The 3,307-nt window shown below is 62.3% G+C and carries 3 protein-coding genes and 1 pseudogene; all 4 read right to left on the bottom strand.

Features of this window, described 5'->3' with window-relative positions:
- Positions 1 to 462, bottom strand: a 462-nt coding sequence (locus tag WCB02_RS05620) for a signal peptidase II (RefSeq protein ID WP_423956850.1), incomplete at its 3' end; no start/stop codon positions are given.
- 351 nt (positions 463 to 813) lie between these two features.
- Positions 814 to 1,332 carry a protein phosphatase CheZ gene (locus tag WCB02_RS05615; RefSeq protein ID WP_423956849.1) on the bottom strand — a complete coding sequence of 173 codons (519 nt, stop codon included), beginning with the start codon at positions 1,330 to 1,332 and terminating at the stop codon, positions 814 to 816.
- A 693-nt stretch (positions 1,333 to 2,025) separates the two neighbouring features.
- Positions 2,026 to 2,781, bottom strand: a complete 756-nt coding sequence (locus WCB02_RS05610; RefSeq protein ID WP_423956848.1) for an SDR family NAD(P)-dependent oxidoreductase — start codon at positions 2,779 to 2,781, stop codon at positions 2,026 to 2,028.
- A gap of 276 nt (positions 2,782 to 3,057) precedes the next feature.
- Positions 3,058 to 3,307, bottom strand: a pseudogene (locus WCB02_RS05605) (ROK family protein); the annotation flags it as partial.

Below are 3,307 nucleotides of genomic sequence, written 5' to 3'. Positions count from 1 at the left end.
GATGAATTGAAGCTTCGACGCATCAAATAGGTCGACAACAGCACCCAATCTAAGGCGATCGAGGGCATTTCCGAGTGCGCCAGCGCCAATGAAAGCGAACCCGAGAGCGTTTATTGTCGAAGTCGATTTTCGCAACAGAAGTAGGAGTAGAGCTGCCGCTACGGCGATGCTCAAAGTAGTGAGCGCCCACCGAGAAAATTCACCGTAGTCGGGGATTAGACCAAATGCGTTACTGCGGTTGAATACAAGAGTGAGGTCGATCGGCCCGGCAAGCTTGATAGTCGCACCGACCCTGCGCAATGATATGAGTGCCCAATGTTTCGTCAGCTGATCCAGCACCAACATTACAAGCGCAGCAGACAACGCAACAATGCGAGAGTTTAGGCGGCTGCTCACAACAAGCTCCCGTTTCGCTGCCCGTCGGTTTTGCGGATGATGGGGGTCCCTCATGCTGGATTTCATATCGGGCAACTCCGGCCAAGTCGCCTAGTGGCACGAAACGTAACTGCCGGAACGCACGGGCATTTCCGAAGCTGGGGATCGACCGGCCGGACCGTCCGCCTGCCGGCCACGGCGGGCCATGACCCAAACCGGGAGTCGCGCCCGGTTCATTCAAAATTGGTCATTCTACGGGTTGAAGGTTGCCGCACCTCGTTCTGCAATGTCGTCCGATTGATCTCGGCTACCTTGTTGCATATCCGTGCTGTCCGCGTCCTCCAGGGAAATCGCGGGACCCTCCGCGTCCCGGTCGATCTGGTCGAGCGCCACCTCGATCCGACCGTTCGCCGCTATGGGCATCCGGCTTGACGTCGTTCACGCGAACAGCTTGTCGATGTCGTCCTGGGAAATCGCCACGCTCGACCGCTGCGGGCCCTGCATCAAGTCTGGGCCGCTTTGGACGGCAAGCTCGGCGGCCAGCCGTGCCAGCTCCTCTTTTCCCCACATGCGGACCAGCCTGTTGATGTGGTCCTCCACGAACTGCAGCGACTTGATCACTCGAGTGATCCGCTGCCCCGTGAGGTCCTGAAACGCGCACGCCTCGAACACCTTGTTTGTGCTATCGACGATCTCATCGCATGCCGACGCGGCCGTCGGGTCGTCGATGCTCTGCAACTTCGCGACGCTGGCGCCGATCGTCTCCATGCTTTCGAGGATCGCATTCCCGGCTGCCTCCGTATTCTCGACGATCGCGTCGAGGGTGTCTGTCATCGTCGCGAAACTGCCCTTGCTGTCGCCTTGAAGAGCGGCGAATTCCCGACGCATGCTGCTAATGTGGCCGAACATCTCGACCAGGTGCGTCTTCAGCACCCTCTCTTCTTCCGGCGCAATCATCAGAAATCCCCCACTTTCCCTTCAGCGTTTCCTTATTAGGGCCTTCACGATGTAGTTGCAAACCTCGGCCCGCTTGTCTGCAATGACATTCTGGACGATGATCGCCAGAGTCGTGATTCGCAGACGTTCGCAGGGTGGGCCAAGGCGCGCTTGCGCCGTGCCCGCCATTTTTTCGCCGAGACAGAGGAGCGGTAGGCACGCGGAGCCTGTCATCGGGCGCGCATTCGCGCGACCCGTCGGCCTGGCCCACGCTGCGAGTTGCTACTCGCGTTTTACCTTGATCATTCGCTGTCTGAAATTGGCACGAAGCCGCCGATCCCGGATGTCCGCACCGCGGTGGCGAGCGGGGGTAGGGCGGACATGTTGTTCGTCGCAAGCCGATGGGTTTCGCGAAGGGCTCAACCCATCCTACGGGCTCATCGGCCCCGTAGGGTGGGCCAATACTGCTGCGTCACAAGCCGACAAGGAGTCGTCGTGGATTCGTTTCAACACCCACTGGCACGTCATGCCCGGGCTCGTCCCGGGCATCCACGTCGTCTTGGTGCTGCGGCGAAAAAGACGTGGATGGCCGGGACAAGCCCGGCCATGACGAAAAGATCCATGATGCAGCAGGACCAAGGCGCCTGGAACACCCGCCTCTAGAGCGAGAGAAACCCGCACCAAGCCCACCCGACGAACGACGAACGTCCGCGCTCACACCCAGCCGCCGTCGGCGATGTAGTTCTGGTTGGTGCAGGCGCCGCTGTCGTCGGCGGCGAAGAACAGCACGATGCGGGCGATGTCGTCGGGCATCAGCTTGCGCTTGATGCATTGGCGCTGCATCAGTTCGGCCTCGCCTTCGGGCGTCAGCCAGTTGTCCAGCTGCCGCTGCGTCATGATCCATCCGGGCAAGACGGAATTGACCCGGATGTTGTTCGGCCCGAGATCGCGGGCCAGCGCCCGGGTCAGGCCCTGCACCGCCGACTTCGCCGTGGTGTAGCAGGGCATGTTGCCCTGGCCGACCACCCAGCTCACCGAGCCCATGTTGACGATCGCGCCGCCGCCCGCCTGGCGCATGTCCGGCGCGACCGCCTGGGCGGCAAAGAACTGATGTTTCAGGTTGACGGCGATCCGCTCGTCCCAGAATTCCGGCGTGACGTCCTCGATCGCGTGACGGTCGTCGCGGGCCGCGTTGTTGATCAGGATGGTGATCGGTCCGAACGCCTCGCGGACGCCCGCGACCGCGCGCCTCAAGGCGGCGATGTCGCGCAGATCGGCGTGCTCGAAGTGCACGCTGGCCGACGCCAGGCTCTCCACGAGCTGCCTCGAGGCCTTGGCATCGATGTCGATGAAACCGACCCGCGCGCCCTGGTCGACGAAGCGGCGGACGATGGCTTCACCGATGCCGGAACCGCCGCCGGTCACCAGGACGGTGCGATCCTTGAGGCTTGGATAGATGGCGCCCTGCATTGGCATCCCTCTCGATTTTGGCGCCTGAACCGCGCCGGTTGCATGACTGCGACTTGGAGCGTCGTCCGATTCTGTCGAATCCGACAACGTTCTAGACGACCGATTCCATGAAATCGATCATCGTCGGATGGGGAGAGCGGCGAGAATCGGATCGCGTCCGAGTCTCGCCACGAAACCCATCGCCGCGAGGGTCAATCGATGGGTTTCGCCCGGGCTCAACCCATCCTGCCGTCGGCGACTCCTAAAGACTCAAACGACGCCCGCAGCTTTCGGCGTTCACTCGGTCGTCTCCATCTGGTTGCGGTCCACCACCCGCAGCGTCCGCCGCACCATGCCGTCGACGATGGTCGCCGACTCGCTCGGCCGCAGATGGATCGCGGTGGACTTGAGCAGCCACGGCAGCACCGCCTGCTCGAGCCGCTCCTCATAGGCATGGCGCATCATGTCGAAGGCCTGCAGGCCGGGGCCGGCGAGGATGACGTGATGCGGACGCAGCACTGATATCGTGGCGGCGACCGCCTCGGCA

It is taken from the genome of Bradyrhizobium sp. (genome assembly GCF_049581145.1).
Taxonomy (GTDB): domain Bacteria; phylum Pseudomonadota; class Alphaproteobacteria; order Rhizobiales; family Xanthobacteraceae; genus Bradyrhizobium.
Note: the sequence above shows the minus strand (reverse complement) of the source record. Positions and strands in the feature narration are given on the sequence as shown.

What these genes read in the sequence shown, in the direction of transcription:
- WCB02_RS05615 (WP_423956849.1), bottom strand. Translation starts at nt 1,332, where the DNA reads ATGATTGCGCCGGAAGAAGAGAGGGTGCTGAAGACGCACCTGGTCGAG.
- WCB02_RS05610 (WP_423956848.1), bottom strand. Translation starts at nt 2,781, where the DNA reads ATGCAGGGCGCCATCTATCCAAGCCTCAAGGATCGCACCGTCCTGGTG.